This window comes from Flavobacterium coralii (genome assembly GCF_019891545.1).
Lineage (GTDB): Bacteria > Bacteroidota > Bacteroidia > Flavobacteriales > Flavobacteriaceae > Flavobacterium > Flavobacterium coralii.
This window is the reverse complement of the sequence record NZ_JAHDIU010000007.1, coordinates 63,264-87,288: the sequence shown is the minus strand read 5'-3', so window position 1 is coordinate 87,288 and position 24,025 is coordinate 63,264. Positions and strand designations below refer to the sequence as shown.

The window sequence follows — 24,025 nt, the reverse complement described above, 5'->3', positions numbered from 1 at the left end:
AGACATTATAAGCCGGGGGCAAGTAAAGCAAAAACTTTTTCCTATGTGTTATTTACACTAGGATTATTTTTCTTCCCGTTCAATGATTTTGAAGGCCTCTCCTTTTTAGGTGAGTACAGTAATGAGTTGGGCACCTATTTTTTCCTGCTTGGGTTCTTATCACTTTTTTTTGGGCGATATATTATTATACCCTATAAAGACAGGTTGTTTTTATTAATACTTTTATTTATTTCCTGGTGTTTTATATGTACGATTTTAAATTATAATACGGTATCTACCAACTATTTTAAAATGACAGGAGGCATAGAAAGGTTTATAAGGCAGTACCTGTCCTTACTGATAGCTGCTTTTATTTTCCCGGTTTTATTTGTCAATGCAATATGGCGGATGAGCAACAAAGATTTGCTTATCAAAATAAGGAAAATCTTTTTGTACTCATTTATTCTGGTAGGCGGATATGGTTTAATTGAGGCAGCAATATCAATAGTACATATTTCCGCTTTTAGAGTGTTGTATGAAGCATTTGATATATTTCCGATTTTTAGGGCCCATTATCACGACAACCGGATTTCATCGGTAGCATTTGAACCGCCTTTCTTTGCTATATACCTGATTACCATTTCCGGCTGGATGTTCAGCTATATATTAACGCATAAAAGCATTTATCGTTTTATACCGGGTATTATGGTATTGCTGCTCACTTTTTTTTCCGGGTCGCGCACTGCACTTATTACAATAACAATCCAGGCGGGTATATTTGTAGTAATCCTGTACCAGATGCCTGCATACAAGCGTTTAATAATCAATTCATTTAAGTATGGTACAGCTTTAGTATTTATTGTTTTACTTTTAAACAGTAAAACATTAGTTGAGGCGTTTAAAGAACGGCTGGATTCGCTTGACTTTAAAAATAACCTTACCGAAAGCGTATCGAATAAATCACGTTTTGGTATGCAGGTTGCCGCATTACGGGTTTTCGCGGAAAACCCTATAGTCGGTGTCGGTTATGGCCAGCAATCCTACCATGCAAGGCACGAATATCCGCTATGGGCTACAAAAAATAATTATGAGTTTGACTTATATTATAAAAACCAGCTTGAACCTTCATTCCCGCCTGCATTTAATCTTTATACCCGTTATCTTGCCGAAACAGGCATTATTGGCTTTATAATACTACTATCATGGTTTATTTATGCTATAAGGAAAAGCTTAAAGATCTTGAGAGCTAAACATCTATCTCCCGATACTGTAATAGCTACAATACTCCTAATGAGCTTTGTTGGTTTTCTGCTTAACTGGATGCAGGTAGATAGTTTAAGGATATATGGATTTTGGCTTTCGGCAGCAATACTTATTAAACTAATTCAAAACCCTATACAGAATGAACAGTATAGCAGTGCTCATACCACATTATAATAATCCCGAAGGGCTGGTTGCCTCACTTACATCGATTGACTCATCAGAGGAGGTTGATGTTATTGTGGTAGACGACGGAAGTCGTGAAAAGCCGGATGAGGCGGCAGCTGTAACTGCTTTTACTGCAAAAGGAAAGTTGGTTTTTATTTATATGGATCAAAACCGCGGTATAGAGCACGCTCTTAATCGTGGATTGGATTATATTGAATCAAACTCTTATACTTACATAGCGCGTTTAGACTGCGGTGATAAAAACATCGGCAAAAGGTTTGCAATACAAAAAAAAATTTTGCAGGATAATCCAGATGTAAAGCTAATAGGCTCTTTTGCCAGAATGGCCACCATCAACGGGGACATGTTTTATAACCTTAAATTTCCGGTTACAACAGAGGCAATTCGAAAGCAATTTTATGTAAACTGTATGTTTATTCATCCTGCTGTTATGTTTAGGGTGGCCATGCTGTCGGTAATAGGCAAATATCCAATAGAATATAAGTCAGCCGAAGACTATGCCTATTTTTTTAAGTTTGTTAAAGGCTATAAGGTTTATAATATCCCTGAATATCTCGTAAAAATAGAATTAAATCCTAATGGTATTTCTGCCACTCGCAGAAAACAGCAGGTAGCGAGCCGGATAAAAGTAATAAAGCATAATTTTTACTTCGGTTTTTATCCTGTTTATGGATTATTAAGAAATATAGTATTATACTATATGCCAAATGATATAATCTTATTTATAAAAAGCAAAATTTTCAGATGAAAAAAATTCTTGGCATATATGATTATGTTTTTGCCATACTCCTTATCGGGTTGCCATTCAGTAAGGCATTGCCTAATATATTATTGCCTCTTTTAGGCCTGCTGTTTTTGCTCAATATAAAAAATGTAAACTTTAAGCCGCTGTTAAAGCCACCAGTAGTACTGCTATATGTGCTGCTGGTTTACATTTTTATTAAAGGATTAGTTGTTCAGAATATTTTTACAGAATGGTCGCACTTCAAAAAATATCTAATAATATTCATAATACCTATATTACTTCTTAACCTTAAGGATATTAACATTATAAAAGTATCGATGGTTATATGTGTTCAGTTAGTTATATGGGTAAGTATTGCAGTTATAACAATTAATTATCTTACAACCGGTAGCCTTCCTTTTACCAATGGAGAGATGGTAAACCAGCTTTTGGTGATGGAGAGGCCCTATGCCGGATTTTTTGCGGTGTTAGGGTTCTTATTTTCACTTAATCTTGTTAACAAACATCCACGTTACAAGGCCTGTTTAATAGCAAGTGCAGTTATAACGGTACTATTTGTCCTGCTTATAGCTGCGCGTATATCATTCTTAACCCTGATTATTATGTTGGGGATGTATATACTTTTCTACTCTAAACTGCCGGGTAAGCTAAGAGGATTCATAATAGCAGGTTCTGTAGCAATCGTAATAGTATTATTTATTTTTAATGATAATATGGCCAAAAGGTTTTTTATAGAAGAAAGTTGGGAAGAATCTGTCGCAGTGGCATCAGATTATGAGCCACGAATAGTTATTTGGCCCTGTGCAGCGCGCATGACAGAAAAACCTTCATTTAACCTGCTAACTGGCTTTAAAACAAACAAAGAGATAGAAACTAATTTTATAAATTGTTATTCAGGCGTAATCAAAAACCCGTCTAAAAAAGAATATTATCTTTCGGAAAAATTTAATTCTCACAACCAATTTATAGATATTGCTCTTTCACAGGGGTTACTTGGTTTATTGCTTTTTTCCGGCTTTTTGATAAGCCTTTGGCTACATGTGCACAAAAACTTTTTTTATACGGCTATATTAATTGCTGTGGTGCTTTTTCTGTTGGTAGAGAACGTGTTGTACCGGCAGGCAGGCTGTTACATTTTTAGTATATTTGCCACAATTATTTCAATAAATTCATACACCTACAATGTCAAAAATCAGGGTAGTACACGTTCTTAATGCGGTTGGGGGGATAGATGTGTACTTAAGGTCATTGCTTACCAATGTAAACAATAAAGAAATTGAGAATATTATCATCCACAGCACAGATGATGCAAAAACACCATTTACTGATAAAGACGGAAATATACTGGAAGACTATAAACTCCCAATATACAGAGAAATATCACCCTTAAAAGACCTGCAGGCAATTTACAGTACCTTTAAACTTCTTAAAAAGCTTAAGCCCGATTTGGTTCATGCACATAGTGCCAAAGGTGGAGTGGTTGGCCGAGTTGCGGCAAAGTTGGCGGGCATACCCTCCCTATATACTCCTAATGCATTTTCTTATTTAAGCACTAACAATCCGTTAAAGCGAAACATATATATATTTATAGAGAAACTGCTTCGGGGAGGTAACTCAGCATTGCTTGCCACATCGCCGTCAGAGGCAAACCGAGGTGCTTTAGATGTTGGTTTTACAAAAGATAGGATTCTGCTTTACAACAATAGTATTGAGCCGCCACAATCTGCTAAACCTTTGTCTATACCACAAACATGGCCTGATAAGTATATTTGTACAGTAGGGAGGCCCAGCTATCAAAAAAATACCAGTCTTCTAATACGTGTTATCGCATCTGTAAAAGAAAAGCAAAACATTCATTTGGTAATTATGGGTGTAGGGCACTACTGTGAAGATCTGCAAAAGATAAAGAAACTTATTACAGACCTGAAACTGGAAGATAGTATTACACTTTTAGACTGGACCTCTCGTAATGATGTTTTTTCCATCATAAAAAATTCTGCTCTATATATTTCAACATCCAGATACGAAGGACTCCCATATTCCGTTATAGAAAGTTTAGCATTAGGTAAACCTTGTGTAGTAAGTAATTGCGACGGTAACCGCGACTTAATTGAAGACGGTGTTAATGGTTATGTAATTGATGATGAAGACCCGGCTCAATATGCTGAAAAGATCATTACCCTTTTAAATGATAATTCCAAAAGGGAAGCAATGGGGGCAGAATCTTTTACAAAATTCACAGAAAATTATAACATATTAAACACAATACAAAATTTAGAAGACCACTATAAAAATTTTGTAAAGCGTTTTAAACATGGGAGATAATTACTTTTCAAGGCATGCATTGCTAAAAAGAGCCGGGCTTCCGCCAAGTAAAAAACTGCTCATCTTTTTTATTTCTGCAGGGCTGCTCACCATACCGCTTCCGCATGTGTATAATAGTTTAACGCTTATACTGTTTGTGGCCTATACACTATTATCTTACAATAAAGAAAATGTAAAGTTGCGCCCTGTGTTAATGCCCCTGCTGGCGTTCTTTGCACTTATGGTAATTTCAGCCATCTGGTCAGAAGATATAAAAGCCACATTTAAGGCGCTTGGCAGGGAATCTGCACTGTTGTTCATCCCTGTTGCATTTTGCCTTAACATGCAGCTCTCTAAAAGAGGCGTGCGTAAAATACTCAACAACTATAGCCTGATGATTTTCCTTTTTGCTGTTTTTTTAATGGTAAAGGCGGTTTTCAGGTATAGCAACACAGGCAACACCGAAGTATTTTTTTACCATGAGCTTGCCACTAAAGATATTAGCGCGGTTTACCTTTCTGTAATGGTGGCTATGGCGGCTTTTCATTTTTTATGCAAAAAGAACAAAACGTTTTGGGGATACCTTACCCTTTTGTTTTTAATGATATTTCTTTTTTTGCTGTCTTCCAAAATAATTATTCTTACATCTGTGCTGCTTGTAGCTGTCTATTATATTTTTTATTCGGGCATGGGCAGGCAGTTTAAAATGATAGCGCTGCTGGTGTTTTTTGGTATGGCGGGAGCACTGGGCTATTACGGAAAAATAAGCGAACGTTTAGCCACAGAATTTCACTACAACAGTATTGACAATGATAATGCTGAAATTCATCATGTTAGTTTTGATGAAGCATGGAGCAGGGAAACATTTACGGCTAATGATTATCTAACCGGTACTACACTTAGAGTGTATCAGGCACGCATATTTAACGAGATGCTTAAGGAAGACAATATTTTTCTTACCGGCTATGGTTTAGATGCTTCATCTCCGCACATCGAGCGAAAGGGAGTGGAGCATAACCTTATCCATACGGGCGAGGGTGGAATAACTTATAACAAAATAAATTTCCACAACCAGTACATAGAGGCCTTTGCCGACTTGGGTATTTTCGGGTTGCTTATTGTTGTTGTGTTGTTAGTTGTAAACCTTAAAAATTCCATAAAAAACAAAGAATTTATTCATATTGCTTTTGCAGTTCTCATGATAAGTTTATTTTTGACAGAGTCATTCCTGTGGAGGCAAAGGGGAGTGGTTTTCTTTACCATGTTTTACTGCCTGTTCAACACAGGACTTTTGCCGGTAAATAAAAATAATAGGGCATTATGAAAAGAATTTTGATTACCGGAGCCGCAGGTTTTCTTGGCTCGCACCTGTGTGACAGGTTTATAAAAGAAGGCTATTATGTAATAGCCATGGATAACCTTATAACGGGCGACCTTAAGAACATAGAGCATTTGTTTAAACTCGAAAATTTTGAGTTTTACCATCATGATGTTACCAAGTTTGTAAACATTCCGGGGCATCTTGATTATATACTGCACTTTGCTTCTCCTGCAAGCCCTATAGACTATCTGAAAATTCCGATACAAACTTTAAAAGTTGGCTCATTAGGCACCCACAACCTTTTGGGTGTGGCAAGGGTTAAAAGAGCCCGTATCTTAATTGCATCAACTTCAGAAGTGTATGGAGACCCGCTGGTACACCCGCAAACGGAGGATTATTATGGTAACGTAAACACCATTGGCCCGCGTGGTGTGTATGACGAGGCTAAACGTTTTCAGGAGTCTATTACAATGGCATATCATACCTTTCATGATGTAGATGTGCGAATTGTGCGTATATTTAACACCTACGGCCCCCGCATGCGCTTAAACGACGGACGTGTAATTCCGGCTTTTATCGGGCAGGCGCTTCGTGGCGAAGACTTAACCGTTTTTGGTGACGGTATGCAAACGCGCTCTTTCTGTTATGTAGATGACCAGGTAGAAGGTATATACAGGCTGCTTAATTCTGATTATGCATATCCGGTAAATATTGGCAACCCTGATGAAATTACCATAAAGGATTTTGCCGAAGAAATTATAAAACTTACCGGCACACAGCAAAAAATTATATATAAGCCATTGCCGGAAAACGACCCGCTGCAGCGCCAGCCGGATATAACTAAGGCAAAAGAGCTTTTGGGATGGGAACCAAAGGTAGGGCGTGCAGAAGGTATGAAGCGTACATATGATTACTTTAAATCGCTGTCGAAAGAGGAGCTTTTAAAGGAAGAACACAAAGATTTTTCAGGATTTATACATTAAAATGATTTTATCCGGCAGGGGCAGGTACTCAAAGTATTTAAGGCCTATCAGTGTATTGTTTGATATACTGGTTATAAGCCTGCTTTACCGTTACTTTTTTAAAGATCTTGGTGTAAACAACCTTCATTTTACTGCCTACCAGGTAGCGTGCTGGTCTATCATATCCTACTTTTCTGGTTTCTATGAAGTTTACCGTTACAGTACCGCAATACAAATTTTTACCAAGCTGGTGCGCCAGGGGATATTGTTCCTGCTTGTGGTAATTGCTTTTTTCCCGTTCCAGAAAGCCACAATTTTCAGCGGGCAGAAGATAGCCGAATACATGATAACCGCTTTTAGCCTTATTGGTATATTTAAATTCCTGCTTTTTTATTACCTGAAAAGATACCGTATTACCACCGGCAGTAATTACCGCAATGTTATAATTGTAGGCTTTACCCAGGAAGCAATAAATCTTAAGGAACTTTTTGACAAGAGAGCCGACTACGGCTACCGTTTCTTCGGGTATTTTTCTGATACTAAAAAAAATGCACAGATAGTAGGCGGGCTTGATGAAATAAAAGACTTTGCCACGCTTAATAATATAGACGACATTTACTGTTCCATCAATGAGCTTGACAATGCCATGCTTAAAGACCTTGTAGAGTATGCCGAGCTGAACAACAAGACCATTAAGTTTATACCCGATACCAAAGAAATCTTTTCGAAGAATCTGCGGGTAGATTATTATGAGGTTTTCCCGGTACTGTCGTTACGTAAAACTCCGTTGCATGACCCGGTGGCAAGCCTCATCAAACGCATTTTTGATATTATATTTTCGCTTTTGGTTGTAACTTTGCTGCTTTCGTGGCTGATACCGCTAATGGCAATACTTATAAAACTCGAATCTAAAGGCCCGGTATTCTTTAAGCAAAGCAGGGCAGGGGTAAATGGCGAACATTTTTCGTGCTATAAGTTCAGGTCAATGCAGGTAAATAATAATACAGAGCGTATAACCGTTAAAGGCGACCCGCGCATTACCCGCATCGGTAAGTTTATCAGGAAAACAAGTATAGACGAAATGCCGCAGTTCCTTAATGTATTGCTCGGAGATATGTCGGTGGTAGGGCCAAGGCCACACATCGGTTCTATCAATACCATGTACACAGGCAGGATAAAAAAATATTTTTTCAGGCACAGCGTTAAGCCGGGCATTACCGGGTTGGCACAGGTAAGGGGTGCACGCGGAGAGATAAATGCAGATGAAGACATGATTAACCGTATAAAATATGATGTATTTTATATAGAGAACTGGTCGCTGCTGCTCGATTTAAAGATTATAATACAAACCGTATCAAACATGATTACGGGCGATGAGAAAGCATACTGATAACATACAACACACACAACATGAATATTTTACTTTTAGGATCGGGAGGAAGGGAACACGCACTGGCATGGAAGATGCTGCAAAGCCCAAAATGCGATAAGCTTTTTGTAGCCCCTGGTAACGCCGGTACAGATGCAATAGCCACAAACGTTAATATTAGCCCTTTAGATTTTGAAGCAGTAAAGCAACTTGCTGTAGAACAGGCTATAAATATGGTTGTGGTTGGACCCGAAGATCCGCTTGTAAAAGGGATATACGATTATTTTAAAAATGATAATGAGCTGAAACACATTCCCGTTATAGGGCCTTCGCAACATGGTGCACAGCTTGAGGGCAGCAAGGAGTTTGCAAAAAAATTCCTGATTAAAAATAATATACCTACTGCTGCATACAGCAGCTTTAGTAAAGAAACGGTGGAAGATGGCTGCCGCTTTTTAGAAACGCTTAAAGCGCCTTATGTATTAAAAGCAGACGGGCTTGCAGCAGGAAAAGGAGTACTTATACTGAATGACCTTGCGGAAGCGCAGCAGGAGCTGCGTAATATGCTTGTAGGGGCTAAATTCGGGCAGGCGAGTGCTAAAGTGGTTATAGAAGAATTTCTTAGCGGTATAGAACTTAGCTGTTTTGTACTTACCGACGGAAAGAGCTACAAGCTGCTGCCAATGGCTAAAGACTACAAACGCATAGGCGAGGGCGATACCGGGCTTAACACAGGCGGTATGGGCGCCGTTTCGCCGGTTCCGTTTGCGGATGAGGTGTTTTTACAGAAGATAGAAGAGCGCATAGTAAAGCCTACCATACAGGGGCTTAAAAACGACAATATAGAATATAAGGGCTTTGTGTTTATCGGGCTTATAAAAGTAGGTGATGAACCTTATGTAATTGAGTATAACGTGCGCATGGGCGACCCTGAAACCGAAGTAGTGATACCAAGGCTTACAAGCGACCTTGTTGAGCTGTTTGAAGCCGTAGCTGAAGAAAGGCTTGGTGATGCAGTGCTCGAAACAGATGAGCGAAGCGCCACTACCGTAATGGTAGTATCGGGCGGTTACCCGGAAGATTATGAAAAAGGCAAGGCTATATCAGGGCTAGCGGATGTAGAAGGCTCTGTAGTATTTCACGCCGGGACAAAAACTGAAAACGGAAACGTGGTTACCAGCGGGGGGCGTGTACTGGCCGTAACATCTTATGGAGATACCTGGGCAGATGCCATAAAAAAATCTTACCAAAATATAGAAAAACTACATTTTGATAAGATGTATTATCGTAAGGATATCGGTTTCGACCTGTAATTAAGACAGGAACGAGTGAGCCGTAGTATCCTGCTCGTCGTCGTTGTTTGCTTTAAATACCTGCAGCTGCTTGATCCAGTACCATGTAGCTGCACAGCAAATAATGATAAATATCCAGGTTATAATGTTGGCAATCCACCAGTTATCAAGCTCCAGCTTACGGATAAAGTCAAGCGGGATAAACAATATCTCAAAAAGGTAGCCTATTCCTTCAAAAAATGCTCTCATTTTTAAACAAGTATTATATTTACATCCACAAAAGTATATAATTTTTCTACATGTTAGCAAGTGTTTTTAATAAATCGAGGCCTATAAACTATGTATTGATAGGCAGTACACTTGTTATCTTTTACTTTTTGTATCTTTTTAAAGACGATTACTGGGCGCAGTATACCTATTTAGTACTGCAAAAAGCAGGATTGTTGCTGTTGCTGGCGTTTTCGCTTTTCCTGGTGAATTTTGTTACCCACAAAAATACCCTCAGTAAGGCAAACACCTACGCTATGTACCTGTTTATGGTGTTTTTAATACTGTTTCCCACCATACTGGTAAATACAAATATTATCATTTCCAACTTTTTCCTGTTGCTGGCGCTGCGCAGGCTCATCTCATTACAATCACTTATAACGCCAAAAGAAAAGATTTTTGACGCTTCCTTCTGGATATTTGCTGCTGCAGTATTCCACTTTTGGAGTATCATCTATATTATTCTGGTATTCATCTCAATAATATTCCACGTATCACGCGATTACCGCAACTGGATAATACCTTTTATAGCCTTTTTTGCTGTATCAGTACTTTATTTAATGGCGGCGTTAATTATTGATAAAGGTTTTTTCAGTCATGTACTGGGCGAGATAAGCGTTAGCTTCGATTTTACCTATTTTGAGAATATTTACCAGAATATTGCGCTGGCTATTTTTGCCTCGGTATCGGTGCTGTTCCTGTTTCCATACATTGTTTCTATAAGCAGCAAGCCGCTTAACCTGCAGTCATCGCACAAAAAAATACTGTTTTCGTTTTTAATAGGCGTGGCTATTTATGTGCTTTCAGATGATAAAAACAACAGCTTTTTGGCGTTTACCTTTGCGCCGCTTGCTATAATGGGAGCCAACTATCTTGAGGCGCAGCAAAACAACTGGTTTAAAGAGGCGGTTACAATTATTATAACTGCTATCGCCATCGCGCTATTTTTAATGCAGCTATAGCTTACTGCCATAGGCAAGGTCACCCGCATCGCCCAGCCCGGGTACTATATATTTCTTTTCATTCAGGCAGTCGTCAAGCGCGGCTATCCATAAATGGCAGCTGTCTGGCAGGTGCTCCTCCAGCCAGGCAACACCTTCGGGCGCGGCAATAACAACCGCTATGTGTATTTCCTTGGGCGTTTCTTTTTCCGTAAGCTGATTAAAAACAGCCACTAAAGACTGCCCGGTGGCCAGCATGGGGTCTACCAGTATCAGGTTTTTATTTTCAAAAGAAGGCGCCGCGCGGTATTCTACGAGTATCTCGAAATCATCGTCATTGTTAGGGTGGTGGCGGTATGCCGAAACAAAACCGTTTTCGGCATCGTCAAAAAAGTTCATAAACCCGGTATGCAATGCCAATCCTGCCCGGAGTATAGAGCATAGCACCACACCATCTTTAAGCGCAGTGGTATTTTTAATGCCAAGTGGCGTGGTTATCTCCACATCTTTATACTCAAGCGTCTTGCTCAGTTCATAAGCCATAATTTCGCCAATGCGCTCTATGTTTTTACGGAAGCGCATGCTGTCCTTCTGCACCTGCACATCGCGCAACTGGCCTACAAAATGGTTAAGGATGCTGTTTTGCTGGGATATGTAATGTACCTGCATTTGGGTTTTAATATTTGTTTAGCAGGATAAAAGTATTAAAACTATATTTGTAAATAAAATACAACTTATGTTTTCCAGAATAGCGTTTCCTGTTTTTGAACAGAGTATTAAAGATTATCATCAGTATGATAATGTAGATCAGCCTATTAATAACCCTTTCCGTAAAGATAAGATAGAGCATCTTTTGTATGCCAAAAACTGGATAGACACAGTGCAGTGGCACCTGGAAGATATCATTCGCAACCCGCAGATAGATCCTGTAGAGGCGCTTGCACTAAAAAGGCGTATTGACGCCAGCAACCAGGAACGTACCGATATGGTGGAATATATAGACAGCTACTTTTTACAGCAGTACAGCAATGTACAGGTAAAGGAAACGGCTACCATTAACACCGAAAGCCCTGCGTGGGCAATAGACAGGCTAAGCATACTGGCACTTAAAATATTCCACATGAGCGAAGAGGCCAACAGGCAGGATGCATCGCCGGAGCACAGGCTGAAGTGTACTGAAAAACTGAACGTATTGCTGGAACAGAAAAAAGACCTTTCTTCTGCCATTGACGATTTGCTTACTGATATTGAGAACGGCGACAAATACATGAAGGTGTATAAGCAGATGAAAATGTATAATGATGAAGAGCTTAATCCGGTTCTTTACCAAAACAAAAAGTAGTATTGCTTAATGCCTAAAAAAAAGCATATCCTGGTTTTCAGGCTTTCTGCCATGGGCGATGTTGCTATTATGGTGCCCGTACTAAGGGCGCTTACAGCCCAGCATAAAAAAGTAAAGGTAACCGTAGTATCAAGGAGTTTTTTTAAGCCTTTTTTTAACGGAATAAAGAACGTTAACTTTTTTGCTGCCGAGCCTAACGGAAAGCACAAAGGCTTTGGCGGACTGCTAAGGCTGTTTTCGGATCTTAAAAAACTGCACATCACCCATGTAGCCGATCTGCATAATGTTATTCGCAGCAAAGTTATATCGCTGCTGTTCAGGCTGCGCGGCAAAGAAGTCGCCACGCTTGATAAAGCCCGCTCTCAGCGTGCAGCGCTTGTAAGGCCTGATAATAAGGTGTTTAAGCCTATTGTGCCCGTAGCAGAGCGCTATGCCGAAGTTTTTGAAAAGCTCGGTTTTCCTGTCAATTTAAGCAAAATTGAATTTCCGGAGAAGCAGCATTTTACGGCTGATGTACTGGCGATAACCGGCCCTCGCAAAGGAAACTGGATAGGTATTGCCCCTTTTGCCAAGCACCGCTCTAAAATATACCCTACAGATTTAATGCAGCAGGTTATAGACGGCCTTGCAAAAGAACCCGCTAACAGGCTGTTTTTATTTGGTGCAGGAAGCCACGAAATAGAAAAGCTGGAAAGCTTAGCGCAGGGTAAAGAAAATGTTTTGGTAGTAGCCGGCAAAATGAGCTTTAAGCAGGAGCTGCAACTGATAAGCAATCTTGATGTTATGCTGAGCATGGATAGCGGTAATGCCCACATTGCAGCTATGTATGGCATTAATGTGGTTACGCTTTGGGGCGCAACACACCCGTTTGCGGGTTTTGCACCATTCAACCAGCCTGAAGCCAATGCCCTTACTGCCGACAGGAAACGGTACCCGAAACTGCCTACATCTGTTTACGGTAATAAAAAAGTACCAGGTTATGAAGACGCTATGCGCACCATAGAGCCCGAAGCGGTTGTGGCAGCAGTAGCAAAGCATCTCAACTTTAATAAATTATAAAAGCACTGTTTAAATTCTATTCGTCGAAGGAGAAGTCTCTTTAAGCAATTACAGAGTTTCCCGGCTACGCTTTTATGTGGTTGAAATGGAATTTAAACAGTGCTTTCTTTTTACTTTAGCTTGTAGCTAAGATTATACATCATCATAATCCACATAAATCTCCGGAGAGGTGGGGTGTGCCTGGCAGGTAAGGATGAGGCCTTCTGCTATTTCGCTGTCAGTAAGTATGGCGTTCTTTTTCATCTCGGCTGTACCGCCGGTAATGCGTGCCATACAGCTGCTGCAAATACCGCCCTGGCAGGAGTATGGCGCATCTACACCCTGCTTAAGCGCAGCATCCAGTATTGTCATTTTTTGCGACATTACAAAGGTTGTCTCTTCATCGTCAACCAATACCGTAATTTTAGAGTGCCCTTCCAGGTTATCATCAATTTTCTTTTCGGCAATAGGCGTAGAGAACAGCTCAAACTTTATACTCTTTTCAGGTATATTGGCTTCCCTTAATACGTCATTAACCGTCTTAATCATTTCTTCAGGCCCGCACAGGTAAAATTTAGAAAACTCTTTCTCCTTGTGTTTGTTCTTAATTACAAAGTTTACCACAGAGCGGTCTATCCTGCCAAAAAGCGATTCTTCAGCACGTGCCTTGCTGTACACAAAATGCACAAAAAAGCGCCCTACATACTGTAGCTGCAGGTCGTGCAGGAACTGGTGGAAAATAGTGTCTTCGGGCGATTTGTTGCCGTAAACAAGTACAAAAGTACTTTCGGGCTCGCCCTCTAAAACCGATTGTATAATGGCAAGCACAGGCGTTATACCGCTGCCTGCAGCAAAGGCTGCATAGTTACGCTGCCTTTCAGGCTTCGGCTCAAAAATAAATTTACCTTCGGGTGTGCCTACTTCCATAGTGTCGCCCACCGCAAGTTTTTCATTCGCATAATCAGAAAAACCACCGTTCTGTACCGCCTTTATGGCCACGCGAAGTTCGCCGCTGTTAGGCGAAGAGCAGATAGAGTAGGCTTTGCGTACTTCCTGCCCCTCAAACTGGGTTTTAAGATTAATATACTGTCCTGCTGTAAATTTATAATCGTTAATAAGGTTCTCAGGAATATCAAAGGCAATGCTTACTGCCCCCGGGGTTTCCCTGCGGATATCTTTTATTTTTAAAGTATGAAAATCTGACATATTGTATAGAATTTACTTGCAAAATTAAGCATTACTTACAGCCGAAGCATATATCTTGACAATATTTTATACCTAACTTTATTATGCATAAGAAAATTATGTATATATTTGTAGTGATATATCAATAATACCAGAATGAAAAACTCACCCCTTTATAAAGGAAGCCTCAACACGATAATCATGAAGCTGCTGGAAGAGAACGGCCGCATGTATGGCTATGAAATTACCCAGAAAGTTAAACTGATTACCAACGGTGAGCTTAGCATTACAGAGGGGGCGCTTTACCCCGCATTGCACAAGCTGGAAGCCGAAGGGCTGCTTGATGTAGAGGTAGAGCGTGTAGATAACCGCATGCGCAAATACTACAAGCTTACCGAGAATGGCGAGAAAGAAACCGTGAACCGCCTGGCTGAGCTTGAAGAGTTTATCCGGAACATGCAAACGCTTGTAAATAACAAACCTAATCCTGACTTACAATTTTAACTATGAAACTTACACCTGAACAAATTACTGAAATAGACAAAGCCCTCGGCAAAATAGGTATTGCTTATTTAGACATTCGCTGCGAGCTTACCGACCACGTTGCAACACAGCTTGAAGCCGGAGGCGGCGATTTTGAAGCAGAGCTTAACCGTTACATTAAAGAGAATAAAAAGAGCCTGAGGCGCACCAACCGCAAAATGTTCTTTGCCACATCTGCCGGGGCCTATGCAGAAGTGTTTAAAACGCTTACCAGGCCGGGATTTCTAATCGCATTTATTGCTTTTTTTGGTTTGATGCAGTTACTGTTACAATTTATGGTTGCCGAAAATGCAGGCAGGATAGGCTTTTTTATTTTTTGCATTGTATCATTGTACCTGTCAGTCAAATATTTGTTCCGTGCATTTTATACCAGGAGAAGCTACTCCGGGGCAGTAGGCTTCAGTATTTTCAGCCTTGTTATTTTATATACAACCCTTTATGCAGGAGACTGGCTTGCTGAGTCGGGTAATCTTGCTGTGTCGGTTTATTACGCACTCATTAATACTGTTACGTTTGCCATGATAGCAACATCTGAAAAGCAGTATAAACTTTATAAGTCCCGATATGTGTAAGAAATGAATCTGACTAACCAACATATAGAATTTATTGACAACTACCTCCGTAACTCGGGCGTGGTATATACCGACATCCGTTTTGAAATGGTTGACCATGTGGCTACCGCGCTCGAAAAACAGGAGGGAGACTTTATGGAGAACTTCCGGCATTATATGGTGGAGAACAAAAAAAGCCTGCTTAATAATAATACTGTTTTTGCAAAGCAGGCAAGGCGCCGTGCCTTTAAAGCGCTGCTAAAAACTATGGTTAAACCCGGATTTCTCGCAGTTACGGCCCTGCTGGTAATTATTTTTAAGCTTGCAATTGATGTGTATGAACCCGAAACCATAAAAGATGCGCTTACAGTAGTCTATTTGCTTTTGCTGTTTGTAATGGTACTGTTGGCAAAATTTGGTTTAAAGGGAGGATATTCTAAATTCTCGGTGGTAGATAAACTGGGTTCAGCGTTAACCAGTACGGCTTATATACTTTTTGTGCTCATCCGCCCCGATAAGCTGATATCCGATACTAACTGGCTCATTGGCTATTATACATTATTTACGGTTTTTATGCTGTCGGGTATCTACACTTTTTATACGCTGGCAGCTAAATATAAACTTTTATATGATGGAAACCGATAAAAGAAAAGTATCTGCAGAAGAGATAGAAAGGCTGTTCCGGTTTACACGGCAGCACTTTGTAGAGCATTATGACCTGCAGGCAGAACTGGCAGACCACCTTGCCAATGCCATAGAAGAGCGGTGGCAGCAGCACCCTGAGCTCAGTTTTGAAGATGCGCTTACCGCCGAATTTAAAAAGTTCGGTATTTTCGGTTTCTCTGATATTGTGGAGAAGCGCCAGAATGCCCTTACCAAAAAGTATTATAAGCTGCTTTGGGGTTACTTTAAAAATTATTTAAAGCTTCCGCAGGTGTTTGGCAGCATCGCGGCTGTTGTTGCGGTATATTTCCTGCTTGGGCTCTCGGCATACATTTACAGTGCACTGCTTTTTATTGTTATGGTTTTTAGCCTGGTAAGGCTTTTTAAGATAAAGAAAATGTATCATAAAAAGACACAGTCCACCGGAAGGCGCTGGCTCTTAGAAGATATTATCTTTAGCTGTGGCGGCATTGGCCCTATGCTGTACCTGCCTATGCAGTTAAACCTCCACTTGGCAGATTATTATCTTTCAGAGCCGATAAGATGGGGGCTCGCCGTTTTTATAGCGGTAGTTGTGCTTCTTGAATATACTGCTTTATATATATTGCCGCACAACGCACAAAAACATCTGGCCGAAACCTACCCTGAGTACAGGCTGTTGCAGCAATAGCAGAAAAAATTTTGTAACTTTTGGTGCCTTTTTGCTACTAACACTATAAAACCACCAAAAAATGTTCAGAAAATTTATCGCTCTCGAGTGGAAAGCTTTTATCAGGTCGTCGGCACTTACAGGCAATGTGGTGCTAACAGTGTTTAAAGTTCTTGGTGCACTCTACTTTATAGCCATATTTCTTGCCTTTGGCTTTGGAGGGTACTACCTGCTGCTTGACATTACTTCAGATCCGCTTGCCGTAGTAAGCAAATACATGCTGTACTACCTTGTTTTCGACCTTGTGTTCAGGCTTTTCCTGCAAAAGCTGCCGGTAATTAACATCCGGCCCTTTTTGCCACTGCCCATAAAGCGCAGCACTATTGTAAATTTTGCCATAGGCAAAACACTGCTTTCCTTTTTTAACTGGTCGCACCTGTTTTTCCTGCTGCCGTTTACAATTGTTTTAATTAAAGAGAGTTACGACCCGCTAAATGCCATGCTTTGGTTTACAGGCATACTTGCATTTATTTACTGCAATAACTTCCTCAATATACTTTTAAACAATAAAGACAGCCTTTTGGCTGTGTTTACAGCACTACTGCTTGGTTTTGGCGCACTGCAATATTACAGCGTTTTTGATGTTACCACCTATACCAGCGTTTTTTACCATGGGCTTTATGCTACTTATTACATGGTTGTAATACCTGTAATTGCGCTGCTGGCGCTGTGGGTACTTACATATAAATATTTTTACGGTAACCTGCACCTGGATACAGGGCTTTCGCAGAAAGAGGAAGAAGCCCGTACTGAAAATTACAGCTGGCTCAACCGCTATGGCACACTGGGTACCTTCCTTAAAAATGACATAAGGCTTATAAGGCGCAACAAGCGTTCTAAAACAACGGTAATAATGAGTGTGGTATTCCTGTTTTACGGGCTGCTGTTCTTTACCGGTGCAATGGAAATGTATGACAACAGTATGTTGCAAATGTTTGCTGCCATATTTGTAACGGGGGGATTCCTGTTTACATTTGGGCAGTTTGTGCCAAGCTGGGACAGTGCTTATTACCCGCTGATGATGAGCCAGAACATACAGTACCGCGAGTATATTTCGGCCAAGTGGTGGCTGGTGGTAATCGGTACGCTGGCTTCTACATTATTGGCTTCTTTTTACCTGTACTATGGCTGGGACATATATGTAATGATAATAGCAGGGGCAGTATTTAATATAGGCGTAAACTCGCACCTTGTACTGTTAGGAGGTGCTTACATAAAAACCCCTATAGACCTTGCTTCGAGCAAGCAGGCTTTTGGCGACAAAAAAGCGTTTAATGTAAAAACCATGCTGATATCGCTGCCTAAAATGCTTGTACCCATGCTGCTGTATGTAATAGGCGAAAACCTTATAGGGCAATGGTGGGGAAGCATACTGGTAATACTGGCAGGTGTAGCCGGTTTTGCCTTCCGCAATAAGGTATTCTCTATGATAGAGAAGATTTATAAGGCAGAAAAATATGCCACGCTTCATTCATACAAACAAAAAAATTAAAACACGCAAATCATGATACAGGTTCATAATCTTAAAAAAGCATATAACGGCGTAACAGTTTTAAACATAGCAAGCCTTGAAATACCTAAAGGAGAAAGTTTTGGGCTTGTGGGTAATAACGGTGCAGGTAAAACAACCTTTTTCAGCCTGCTGCTCGACCTTATACAGCCATCGGCAGGATATATTACATCTAATAATATCAAAATAAACGAAAGCGAAGGATGGAAACCGTTTACTTCTGCTTTTCTTGATGAAACCTTTCTTATAGGCTACCTTACGCCGGAAGAGTATTTTTATTTCATAGGCGACCTGCGCGGGCTTAATAAAGCCGATGTGGATGCTTTCCTTACCCAATATGAAGATTTCTTTAACGGCGAGATACTCCAGAAAAAGAAATACCTGCGCGACCTGAGCAAGGGTAACCAGAAAAAAGTGGGAATTATCGCAGCACTTATAGGTAAGCCGGAAGTAATTATACTGGATGAGCCTTTTGCCAATTTAGACCCTACCACACAATTCAGGCTTAAAAAGGTGCTTAAGGAACTGGCAGATGACCCGGAAGTTACCATACTGGTATCGAGCCACGACCTTGCCCACACTATAGAGGTAAGTAACCGTATAGTGGCGTTGCAAAAAGGCGAGGTGGTTAAAGATATACAAACATCTGCCGAAACACTCCGCGAACTCGAAGCGTTTTTTGCCGCCTAAAAATAAAGTTAGCCCTGCCATAAGGCAGGGTTTTTTTATGCTTCTGCAATTTTGGCACTCACAATTTCCCTCTTATCAAAAAGAAGTGTATTTTTACCCCTCTTTATACTAAAATGCGTTTTTGGCAGTTAAAAGGATAAAAATTGTATACAATTGAAAACCAGTACCTATAAATATATTCTCCTTTTTGGTGCAGCGGGAGCCTTTTTGGCATGCTCTACCAAAAAAAACAATTTTGTTAACCGTAACTTCCATGCGGTTACAACAGAATATAATGTTTTATATAACGGCAACATAGCGCTTGATGCAGGCGTTAAAGAGCTTAACGGCACGTATAACGATAACTTTTGGGAGGTGCTGCCGGTAGAACGCATGCAGCCAACCAAAGAAGAAATGGCGCCGGACGGTAAAAAGAATGCCAATTTTGAAAGGGCTGAGACCAAAGCTACCAAAGCCATACAAAAACACTCTATGTACATTGGCGGCAGCGAGAAAAACCCCCAGATGGACGAGGCGCACCTTTTGCTTGGGCAGTCGCGGTACTACGATAACCGTTTTGTTCCCGCATTAGAGGCTTTTAACTACATTTTATACAAATATCCAACCAGCGATAAGATAGACCTTGCCAAAGTGTGGCGTGAAAAAACCAACATGCGCCTGGGCAATGATGAAATAGCCATTAAAAACCTGAGGGAGCTTTTGGCACAGGATAAAGAGTTTGACGACCAGGTATTTGCAGACGCAAATGCCATGCTTGCCGAAGGATACCTAAAAACAGAAATGCCCGACAGCGCCATCGTAGCACTTAAAACAGCAGTTGAATATACTACCCGGAATGAAGAAAAAGCACGCTACCGCTTTATAATAGGACAACTGTATGGCAAGACTAAAAAGCCAGACAGCGCCTATGCTTATTTTCAGCAGGTGATAGACATGAAGCGCAAATCGCCGAGGCGGTATGTAATACAGGCACACGCCATGCAGGCAGGCCAGTTTGATTATAAAGCAGGAGATACCCTTGCCTTTATGGAGAAATACCGCGACCTTCTTGAAGACAGGGAGAACAGGCCATACCTTGACATTATAAACCATCAGGTGGCCTTGTTTTATGACAGGCAGGATATAGATGATAAAGCGGTTTATTACTATAACAAGTCGTTAAGGGCTACTTCGCAGGATCGTTATATGAGGGCTTCCAACTACAGGAATATCGCGGAAATTAATTTCGAGAATGCCAAATATCCTGTTGCGGGGTTTTATTATGACAGTACCATGACCTACCTCGACAAAATGAGCAGGGAGTTCAGGAGCATCAAAAAGAAAAGGGATAACCTTGCCGATGTAATTAAATATGAAGGCATAGCACAGCGCAACGACAGTATTTTACATGTTGTTTCATTGTCTGAAGCAGGCAGGGTAACCTATTATGAAGAATATATAGAAAGGCTTAAAGCAAAGGAAGAAGCCGAACGCAAAAGGCTTGAAGAGGAAGCACAAAGACAGGCAAATATAGCGCGTTCCGGCGGTATCCAGCCTATGGGCTCACCGGGCGGTAATGATGCGTTAATGGGCGCAACGGTTCCCGCCAACAGGGGTAACAGCTTATCTGCACAAAAGCAGGGAGCACAGGCAGCGGGTAGCAATCAGCTTGCGCGAAGGCAGCCCGGCAGTATCGGCCCCGGCGCACCGGGCAGCTCAGGCGGCGGTGGCGGCAAATTCTACTTTTACAACACGGCAAATGTTTCATACGGTAAGATAGAATTCCAGAAGAAATGGGGCAACCGCCCGCAGGCCGATAACTGGCGTTGGGCGTCAGAGTTGCGCAATGTGGCACGCAATAACCAACCGGACGATGCAGACACGCTTACTACCGTTGCCGGAAATGATGCCGCATTAGCCGAGCCAAGATTTACACCTGAATTTTACATAAGCCAGTTGCCAACTTCGCAAACCGTGTTGGACAGCCTTGCCAAAGACCGTAACTTTGCATACTACCAGTTAGGGTTGATATACAAAGAGAAGTTTAAGGAATACCAGCGTGCTGCCGATAAGCTGGAAAAACTTTTGGTTAGCAATCCTGAAGAAAGGCTTGTTTTACCATCTAAATACAACCTGTATAAAATTTATGAAATCATAAATCCTGAAAGGGCAGCGCTTTACAAAAATCAGATACTGGCGGAATATCCTGACAGCAGGTATGCCGAGATTATCAGGAACCCTGAACTGGGCGCGGGTAAAACCCAAAGCCCTGAGGCGGCTTATGCAGCCTTATTTAAAAGGTATGAGAATGGCGAGGTGCGCGAAGTGCTTCCGCTTACCGAAGAGGCTGTAGATATTTATACAGGAGAACCGATAGTTTCTAAGTTTGAATTATTAAAGGCACGTGCCGACGGTAGGCTTGCGGGTATAGAGGCTTATAAGCAGGGGCTTAATTATGTTGCGCTTACATACCCTAACAGCGAAGAAGGCAAAGAGGCCGAGGCTACCCTTAAAACGGATATCCCCGCGCTCGAAAAGCTTGCCTTTGGCGCACCGGCAGGTACCTGGAAGGTTATCTTTAAGTTTGATAACCCTAATGACCCACGCATAAAGCCACTGAAAGAAAAGATACAGAAATATATTAAGGAAGGGCTTAACAACAAAATTATCCTTACGCAGGATGTTTATACAGCAGAATCTGACTTTTTGGTTATGCACGGGTTTAACAGCAAAGTAGCCGCAGAGGATGCCATATCTGTACTGAAAGACTATAAAGACTATAAAATTGCTGAAACCCCTTATGTCATCTCAAGTGAAGATTATAAGGTGGTACAGGTAAAGAAAAATTTTACAGAATTTACAGCCATAAAATAAAACACCACACCATGTTTGAAAAAGCACCAAAAACAAGCCCGGACCTCGGCAAAACCAACAGGATAGTTGAGGGTACTATTATAACAGGAGACATAACCTCGCAAGCCGACTTTAGGCTTGACGGAGAACTAAAGGGTAATTTTACTTCGGGGGGTAAAATAGTTATTGGCCCTGCCGGTAAGGTTACAGGTGATATTATTTGTAAAAATGCCGATATAGAAGGGCGCTTTAAAGGCAGGATAGAAGTAGAAGAGTTACTTAGCCTTAAAAGCAGTGCGGTTATAATGGGAGAGGTTATAACAGGCAAACTTATGGTAGAGCCGGGTGCAGAGTTTACCGCTACCTGTTCTATGAAAAATGCGGTAAAGCAAATATCTAAAGTAAATGAGCAACAAGCGGGATAACAACAACCGCCACAAGTGGATTATACTTATCAATATCCCTATACAAATGGGTATAATCATTTTCCTGTTCTCCTGGTTTGGGGGCTGGCTGGATGATGAATACCCCAACCCCAAAAACATTTACCGTATTATATTTACACTGCTTGGGGTGTTCATAGCCCTGTATAATGTAATAAGGCAGGTAAACCAGCTCAATAAATAACTGTAATGAAAAACAGCATAAAATTTTTTGCAGGCATTACCATTGCCACTATCATACTTTTTATAGCCAACACTTTATTATACCGGCTCCCGGAGCTGAGTAGCGCTACAGATAACTTTGTTTACCCGCTTTGGCTTGTATATCTTTTCTTCTTTGGCTTTACAGTTATAATACTGGCAGTATTGCTTAAAATAAGCGTTAAAAACAAAGAGCAGATAGGTTATGCTTTTCTTTTTTTAACTGCCTTAAAAATGGCGGCAAGTTATTTTATGGCGCGACCAGTACTTACTAAAACGATTGATGACCCAACCGAAAAAATCAACTTTTTTGTGGTATTCATTCTTTTTTTGGCAATAGAAGCTTATTATACAGCACGTTTATTAAACAATAAGTAACAAACAATTAATCTGGCTGAAATAATCCCAAAAATTTTTCCGCAATCATCTTGCGATGTCGATTAAAAATGTACCTTTGCACAAAATTTCAGGACTGTAAAATTAAGATATAGAATAAGATGGTGTTTTCCGGAAAATTTATCAAGAATACATTAACAGCCCTTATCGCTGTATTTCCTTTGCTTTCTTTCGCTAATCCAGATCAGGATACCCTTAATATTAAGGCCGGATCTACAGCTTATACAAAAGAGCATGCGGTCCAAGATGAGCATGCTCCGCAGGACAAAAATGATAAAATAAACGCCTATATTGATCATCACCTTCAGGATTCTCATGACTTCGTATTTTTTTCTGATGAATCAACAGGCGAACACTATGGTTTTCCGCTTCCTGTAATTGTGTTTGATGATGGGTTGCACGTTTTTTCATCTGCAAGGTTTCATCATGGTGAAGAAGTAGCCGAAGTAGACGGAAATTATTATGCAATGCATCATGGCAAAATATATAAGACTGATGCAAATGGTACAATGAAATTTGATGAGCACGGACATGCTGAAAATGAAAAGCCATTAGATTTCTCAATAACAAAGAATGTTATCACGATGCTTTTTGTTTGCGTATTAATGTTCCTTATGTTTGTCGGTCTTGCAAAGTCATATAAAAAAGGTCCTCTGCCAACTGGCTTTGGAAGGGTTTTAGAACCGCTTATAATATTTATAAGGGATGAGGTTGCAGTGCCAAACATTGGCGAGAAAAAGTACAGAAAATATATGGGATTCCTGCTTACGGTTTTCTTCTTCATCTGGATTCTTAACCTTTTAGGCATGACGCCGCTGGGAGTAAACGTAACCGGCAACATTTCAGTTACTGTTTGCCTTGCGCTTTTCACTTATTTCATTACGCAGTTTAGTGCTAATAAAGATTATTGGAAACACATTTTCTGGATGCCGGATGTTCCGGTTCCGATGAAGATAATTTTAATGCCTATCGAGATATTAGGTACGCTTACAAAACCGTTTGCGCTATTGATACGTTTGTTTGCAAACATTACTGCAGGTCACGTGGTTATTATGAGCCTTATTGCAATGATGTTTGTAGGTAAAAATCTTGTGGCAGATATGCCAATATCATTAGGCTTAACACTATTCATTTCTGTTATTGAGTTGCTTGTAGCATTTCTTCAGGCGTTTATCTTTACCATGCTGTCTTCTCTGTTTATCGGTATGGCAGTACAAGATCACCACCATGAAGAAGACCACGACGCTCATACAGAGGAAGAGCCTATTATAATTTAATCTGAAGTTTAATTTT

25 protein-coding genes are annotated in these 24,025 nt (G+C 40.6%); 22 read left to right on the top strand and 3 right to left on the bottom strand.

The window, feature by feature from the left end; all coding sequences use genetic code 11:
* Positions 1-45: 45 nt before the first annotated feature.
* The 8 genes from KJK34_RS15320 to purD are packed head-to-tail and all read left to right on the top strand — an operon-like array spanning position 46 to position 9,442.
* Positions 46-1,416, top strand: coding sequence for an O-antigen ligase family protein (locus KJK34_RS15320; protein WP_223053982.1), 1,371 nt, complete (start codon positions 46-48; stop codon positions 1,414-1,416).
* Positions 1,382-2,176, top strand: coding sequence for a glycosyltransferase (locus KJK34_RS11230; protein ID WP_223053981.1), 795 nt, complete (start codon positions 1,382-1,384; stop codon positions 2,174-2,176). The genes KJK34_RS15320 and KJK34_RS11230 overlap by 35 nt, the downstream gene beginning before the upstream one ends.
* Entirely contained in the window at positions 2,173-3,387 is a 1,215-nt protein-coding gene (locus KJK34_RS11225; RefSeq protein WP_223053980.1) for an O-antigen ligase family protein, read from the top strand. Before KJK34_RS11230 ends, KJK34_RS11225 begins: the two co-directional genes overlap by 4 nt.
* Positions 3,356-4,498 carry a glycosyltransferase gene (locus tag KJK34_RS11220; RefSeq protein ID WP_223053979.1) on the top strand — a complete coding sequence of 381 codons (1,143 nt, stop codon included), beginning with the start codon at positions 3,356-3,358 and terminating at the stop codon, positions 4,496-4,498. Before KJK34_RS11225 ends, KJK34_RS11220 begins: the two co-directional genes overlap by 32 nt.
* Positions 4,488-5,801: an O-antigen ligase family protein gene (locus tag KJK34_RS11215; protein WP_223053978.1), complete on the top strand. Its 1,314-nt coding sequence runs from the start codon at positions 4,488-4,490 to the stop codon at positions 5,799-5,801. The genes KJK34_RS11220 and KJK34_RS11215 overlap by 11 nt, the downstream gene beginning before the upstream one ends.
* Complete coding sequence (locus KJK34_RS11210; RefSeq protein ID WP_223053977.1) at positions 5,798-6,781, top strand: UDP-glucuronic acid decarboxylase family protein; 984 nt, start codon at positions 5,798-5,800, stop codon at positions 6,779-6,781. Before KJK34_RS11215 ends, KJK34_RS11210 begins: the two co-directional genes overlap by 4 nt.
* Before the next feature lies 1 nt (position 6,782).
* Entirely contained in the window at positions 6,783-8,150 is a 1,368-nt protein-coding gene (locus KJK34_RS11205; protein ID WP_223053976.1) for an undecaprenyl-phosphate glucose phosphotransferase, read from the top strand.
* A 20-nt stretch (positions 8,151-8,170) separates the two neighbouring features.
* Complete coding sequence (purD, locus tag KJK34_RS11200; protein ID WP_223053975.1) at positions 8,171-9,442, top strand: phosphoribosylamine--glycine ligase; 1,272 nt, start codon at positions 8,171-8,173, stop codon at positions 9,440-9,442.
* Here purD and KJK34_RS11195 read toward each other — a convergent pair whose 3' ends face one another.
* Entirely contained in the window at positions 9,443-9,670 is a 228-nt protein-coding gene (locus KJK34_RS11195; protein WP_223053974.1) for a DUF6341 family protein, read from the bottom strand.
* 50 nt (positions 9,671-9,720) lie between these two features.
* Here KJK34_RS11195 and KJK34_RS11190 point away from each other — a divergent pair, with 50 nt between their 5' ends.
* A complete protein-coding gene (locus tag KJK34_RS11190) occupies positions 9,721-10,650 on the top strand; it encodes a DUF6427 family protein (protein WP_223053973.1) in 930 nt (309 codons plus the stop codon).
* Here KJK34_RS11190 and upp read toward each other — a convergent pair.
* Positions 10,645-11,298 carry a uracil phosphoribosyltransferase gene (upp, locus tag KJK34_RS11185; RefSeq protein ID WP_223053972.1) on the bottom strand — a complete coding sequence of 218 codons (654 nt, stop codon included), beginning with the start codon at positions 11,296-11,298 and terminating at the stop codon, positions 10,645-10,647. The two genes, KJK34_RS11190 and upp, sit on opposite strands and share 6 nt — an antisense overlap.
* Before the next feature lie 67 nt (positions 11,299-11,365).
* Between upp and KJK34_RS11180 the strand changes: the two genes are divergently transcribed.
* Together KJK34_RS11180 and KJK34_RS11175 are read left to right on the top strand one after the other, a co-directional pair.
* Positions 11,366-11,971, top strand: a complete 606-nt coding sequence (locus KJK34_RS11180; RefSeq protein ID WP_223053971.1) for a DUF4254 domain-containing protein — start codon at positions 11,366-11,368, stop codon at positions 11,969-11,971.
* A gap of 9 nt (positions 11,972-11,980) precedes the next feature.
* Positions 11,981-13,030, top strand: coding sequence for a glycosyltransferase family 9 protein (locus KJK34_RS11175; RefSeq protein ID WP_236937639.1), 1,050 nt, complete (start codon positions 11,981-11,983; stop codon positions 13,028-13,030).
* A 132-nt stretch (positions 13,031-13,162) separates the two neighbouring features.
* Here the strand turns inward: KJK34_RS11175 and KJK34_RS11170 are convergent, their stop codons facing one another.
* Entirely contained in the window at positions 13,163-14,215 is a 1,053-nt protein-coding gene (locus KJK34_RS11170) for a ferredoxin--NADP reductase (protein ID WP_223053970.1), read from the bottom strand.
* 135 nt (positions 14,216-14,350) lie between these two features.
* Between KJK34_RS11170 and KJK34_RS11165 the strand changes: the two genes are divergently transcribed.
* From KJK34_RS11165 to atpB, 11 genes are all read left to right on the top strand, one after another.
* The gene (locus tag KJK34_RS11165) at positions 14,351-14,698 is read left to right on the top strand and encodes a PadR family transcriptional regulator (protein ID WP_223053969.1); all 348 of its coding nucleotides are present in this window, start codon (positions 14,351-14,353) and stop codon (positions 14,696-14,698) included.
* A gap of 2 nt (positions 14,699-14,700) precedes the next feature.
* Positions 14,701-15,309, top strand: a complete 609-nt coding sequence (locus tag KJK34_RS11160; protein ID WP_223053968.1) for a hypothetical protein — start codon at positions 14,701-14,703, stop codon at positions 15,307-15,309.
* Between the two features lie 3 nt (positions 15,310-15,312).
* Entirely contained in the window at positions 15,313-15,933 is a 621-nt protein-coding gene (locus KJK34_RS11155; protein ID WP_223053967.1) for a hypothetical protein, read from the top strand.
* The gene (locus KJK34_RS11150) at positions 15,920-16,621 is read left to right on the top strand and encodes a hypothetical protein (RefSeq protein WP_223053966.1); all 702 of its coding nucleotides are present in this window, start codon (positions 15,920-15,922) and stop codon (positions 16,619-16,621) included. Before KJK34_RS11155 ends, KJK34_RS11150 begins: the two co-directional genes overlap by 14 nt.
* 61 nt (positions 16,622-16,682) lie before the next feature.
* Positions 16,683-18,152 carry a DUF5687 family protein gene (locus KJK34_RS11145; RefSeq protein ID WP_223053965.1) on the top strand — a complete coding sequence of 490 codons (1,470 nt, stop codon included), beginning with the start codon at positions 16,683-16,685 and terminating at the stop codon, positions 18,150-18,152.
* 12 nt (positions 18,153-18,164) lie between these two features.
* A complete protein-coding gene (locus tag KJK34_RS11140) occupies positions 18,165-18,860 on the top strand; it encodes an ABC transporter ATP-binding protein (protein ID WP_223053964.1) in 696 nt (231 codons plus the stop codon).
* A gap of 153 nt (positions 18,861-19,013) precedes the next feature.
* Positions 19,014-21,713, top strand: coding sequence for a type IX secretion system periplasmic lipoprotein PorW/SprE (gene porW, locus KJK34_RS11135; RefSeq protein WP_223053963.1), 2,700 nt, complete (start codon positions 19,014-19,016; stop codon positions 21,711-21,713).
* Positions 21,714-21,724: 11 nt separating this feature from the next.
* Positions 21,725-22,117, top strand: a complete 393-nt coding sequence (locus KJK34_RS11130; protein WP_223053962.1) for a bactofilin family protein — start codon at positions 21,725-21,727, stop codon at positions 22,115-22,117.
* On the top strand, positions 22,098-22,319 hold the full coding sequence (locus KJK34_RS11125) for an AtpZ/AtpI family protein (protein ID WP_223053961.1): 222 nt from the start codon (positions 22,098-22,100) through the stop codon (positions 22,317-22,319). The genes KJK34_RS11130 and KJK34_RS11125 overlap by 20 nt, the downstream gene beginning before the upstream one ends.
* Positions 22,320-22,324: 5 nt before the next feature.
* Complete coding sequence (locus KJK34_RS11120; RefSeq protein WP_223053960.1) at positions 22,325-22,714, top strand: DUF6168 family protein; 390 nt, start codon at positions 22,325-22,327, stop codon at positions 22,712-22,714.
* 119 nt (positions 22,715-22,833) lie between these two features.
* Positions 22,834-24,009: a F0F1 ATP synthase subunit A gene (gene atpB / locus KJK34_RS11115; protein ID WP_223053959.1), complete on the top strand. Its 1,176-nt coding sequence runs from the start codon at positions 22,834-22,836 to the stop codon at positions 24,007-24,009.
* Positions 24,010-24,025 lie beyond the last annotated feature (16 nt).

Excerpts from the sequence above, each read along its gene's own strand:
- KJK34_RS11230 (WP_223053981.1), top strand. The coding sequence starts at position 1,382 with ATGAACAGTATAGCAGTGCTCATACCACATTATAATAATCCCGAAGGG.
- KJK34_RS11225 (WP_223053980.1), top strand. The coding sequence starts at position 2,173 with ATGAAAAAAATTCTTGGCATATATGATTATGTTTTTGCCATACTCCTT.
- KJK34_RS11220 (WP_223053979.1), top strand. The coding sequence starts at position 3,356 with ATGTCAAAAATCAGGGTAGTACACGTTCTTAATGCGGTTGGGGGGATA.
- KJK34_RS11215 (WP_223053978.1), top strand. The coding sequence starts at position 4,488 with ATGGGAGATAATTACTTTTCAAGGCATGCATTGCTAAAAAGAGCCGGG.
- KJK34_RS11210 (WP_223053977.1), top strand. The coding sequence starts at position 5,798 with ATGAAAAGAATTTTGATTACCGGAGCCGCAGGTTTTCTTGGCTCGCAC.
- KJK34_RS11205 (WP_223053976.1), top strand. The coding sequence starts at position 6,783 with ATGATTTTATCCGGCAGGGGCAGGTACTCAAAGTATTTAAGGCCTATC.
- purD (WP_223053975.1), top strand. The coding sequence starts at position 8,171 with ATGAATATTTTACTTTTAGGATCGGGAGGAAGGGAACACGCACTGGCA.
- KJK34_RS11195 (WP_223053974.1), bottom strand. The coding sequence starts at position 9,670 with ATGAGAGCATTTTTTGAAGGAATAGGCTACCTTTTTGAGATATTGTTT.
- KJK34_RS11190 (WP_223053973.1), top strand. The coding sequence starts at position 9,721 with ATGTTAGCAAGTGTTTTTAATAAATCGAGGCCTATAAACTATGTATTG.
- upp (WP_223053972.1), bottom strand. The coding sequence starts at position 11,298 with ATGCAGGTACATTACATATCCCAGCAAAACAGCATCCTTAACCATTTT.
- KJK34_RS11180 (WP_223053971.1), top strand. The coding sequence starts at position 11,366 with ATGTTTTCCAGAATAGCGTTTCCTGTTTTTGAACAGAGTATTAAAGAT.
- KJK34_RS11175 (WP_236937639.1), top strand. The coding sequence starts at position 11,981 with ATGCCTAAAAAAAAGCATATCCTGGTTTTCAGGCTTTCTGCCATGGGC.
- KJK34_RS11170 (WP_223053970.1), bottom strand. The coding sequence starts at position 14,215 with ATGTCAGATTTTCATACTTTAAAAATAAAAGATATCCGCAGGGAAACC.
- KJK34_RS11165 (WP_223053969.1), top strand. The coding sequence starts at position 14,351 with ATGAAAAACTCACCCCTTTATAAAGGAAGCCTCAACACGATAATCATG.
- KJK34_RS11160 (WP_223053968.1), top strand. The coding sequence starts at position 14,701 with ATGAAACTTACACCTGAACAAATTACTGAAATAGACAAAGCCCTCGGC.
- KJK34_RS11155 (WP_223053967.1), top strand. The coding sequence starts at position 15,313 with ATGAATCTGACTAACCAACATATAGAATTTATTGACAACTACCTCCGT.
- KJK34_RS11150 (WP_223053966.1), top strand. The coding sequence starts at position 15,920 with ATGGAAACCGATAAAAGAAAAGTATCTGCAGAAGAGATAGAAAGGCTG.
- KJK34_RS11145 (WP_223053965.1), top strand. The coding sequence starts at position 16,683 with ATGTTCAGAAAATTTATCGCTCTCGAGTGGAAAGCTTTTATCAGGTCG.
- KJK34_RS11140 (WP_223053964.1), top strand. The coding sequence starts at position 18,165 with ATGATACAGGTTCATAATCTTAAAAAAGCATATAACGGCGTAACAGTT.
- KJK34_RS11130 (WP_223053962.1), top strand. The coding sequence starts at position 21,725 with ATGTTTGAAAAAGCACCAAAAACAAGCCCGGACCTCGGCAAAACCAAC.
- KJK34_RS11125 (WP_223053961.1), top strand. The coding sequence starts at position 22,098 with ATGAGCAACAAGCGGGATAACAACAACCGCCACAAGTGGATTATACTT.
- KJK34_RS11120 (WP_223053960.1), top strand. The coding sequence starts at position 22,325 with ATGAAAAACAGCATAAAATTTTTTGCAGGCATTACCATTGCCACTATC.
- atpB (WP_223053959.1), top strand. The coding sequence starts at position 22,834 with ATGGTGTTTTCCGGAAAATTTATCAAGAATACATTAACAGCCCTTATC.